Below are 1,814 nucleotides of genomic sequence, written 5' to 3' on the forward strand. Positions count from 1 at the left end.
AACGGAATTCTTTTATATGTAGTCTCAGCGGTTTTCATCACTTATCTCAGCGTGGGAGCAAAACAAGGGAATATTGATATCCCAATTTGGAATGCTTTGTATTGGATCATCATACTATTTTCAGCAGTTAATGCTGTTGCCAAAAGCTTTGTACAGGAACATCAGGGCAGACAATTATATTATTACATGATCGCCTCACCTGAATCCATCATTATATCAAAAATGATATACAATACACTTTTGACCTTAATTCTGGCACTGTTGGGTTATTTGGTGTTCAGCATCATCCTTGGCAATCCTGTGGCAGATCAGGGTATGTTTATTATAAACCTTATTTTGGGTGCAGTTGGTTTTTCGGCTTGTCTCACCATGGTCTCAGGAATAGCCTCAAAAGCCAGCAACAATGCCACCTTGATGGCGATCCTTAGTTTTCCTGTTATCATTCCCATTTTATTGATGGCTATCCGTGTTTCCAAAAATGCCATCGACGGCTTGGATTGGTCAGTGAGTGTGGATAAAATCATTACACTTGTTGCCATCAATGGGATAGTAGCGGTGACAGCATATATTCTGTTTCCTTATTTGTGGAGAAGTTAGGGAACGAGCTCGCAAAAAAAATTTGGATCCCGCAAAACTTGTCCCGAGTATCGGGAGACGCGAAGAGCGCAATGGAATTTCTCGATAAACCATACAATAAAGAATTACATTTTTGAATTTTCTAGTTTTGAATGATTTAAACTAAAAAAATTTTATAATGGTTATACGCTTCTTTGCCAGTAACCCAATATTCTACTTCAAACAGGTTGGAAGTCCGATGTATTGGACACTTAATTTTTCTGGCTATAATTATGTTGAATTACCATTTTACTGGCATCATTGCGTACATACATGAATTTTAATGATCTTTTTTTAATAAAAAAAGCTGCCCCGAAATAGGAGCAGCTTTTTGATTAAATTTTGATCTGATCTTTATTTCATCAATTTGACTTTCTGGATTCCTGATGGAGTATTGACCATAAGGACGTAAACTCCATTTTTCCAATTCTGATGGTCAAATTGCCACAAATACTTGGCACTCCTGTTTGCTTCCACTTCAAAAATCGTGTTCGTCATCATTCTTCCGTTCAGATCATAAATCTGAGGCCGTACCACTTGATGGTATTCAGCAGCAGGGATTTCTATCCAAAGACCCGTTGGTGAAAGAGGGTTAGGATAGGCTCTTGTTTCGATAATCTCCGCATCCATAAGGTCTCTTGCAATGGATATTTCATCTGTATCTATTTCCATATCCATAAACCTTGATGAATTACCTTTACCTTTACCACCATCATGGATGACAATCGATCCACCACCAATATCAGTGTTTGCCTCGGCATCATCCCCGGCACTCATCTGATTGTCATAAACTACTAGATCGGTTGAAAGATCCCAGATTTTAATCCTGAATTTGTCAGGTTCGACAGGTGATTTTCTGTCCCCATCGACAACGGACAACATAAATCCATACCCATTGTTTCCATTGACGCGTCCTTCACCTTTATATTGTGCCTTATGTCCAGCCACTACTAACCACTCATAAACAGTACTGTGGAAATTGAATTTTTCGGCATGGAACTGGAATTGAGTCTGTCCGTCCGGAACTTTTGCACCTCTTTTATATTTGGACACAAATCCAAAGTTGGCTTTTCCTTCGGCCTCAAGATTATCCATATAAGCACCTGCAGGAGAGTGGAACCAGCCTCCACCTGTAACAAATCCGCCACTTGGATCATACACTACTACAAATTCGAAGATTTCAGTCGCTGTTTCTCCAC

Annotated in this window: 2 protein-coding genes; one reads left to right on the forward strand and one right to left on the reverse strand. The window is 39.4% G+C overall.

Annotated elements, in window-relative coordinates; genetic code table 11:
• The coding region (locus tag ACEW8O_RS11720) for a heme exporter protein CcmB (protein WP_373494816.1) at nucleotides 1-597 on the forward strand (597 nt) is incomplete at its 5' end.
• Between the two features lie 372 nt (nucleotides 598-969).
• Here ACEW8O_RS11720 and ACEW8O_RS11725 read toward each other — a convergent pair.
• The coding region (locus tag ACEW8O_RS11725) for a T9SS type A sorting domain-containing protein (RefSeq protein ID WP_373494817.1) at nucleotides 970-1,814 on the reverse strand (845 nt) is incomplete at its 5' end.

Origin of the sequence: Aquiflexum sp. (genome assembly GCF_041749095.1) — a bacterium.
In the GTDB taxonomy this organism is placed as follows: Bacteria; Bacteroidota; Bacteroidia; order Cytophagales; family Cyclobacteriaceae; genus Aquiflexum.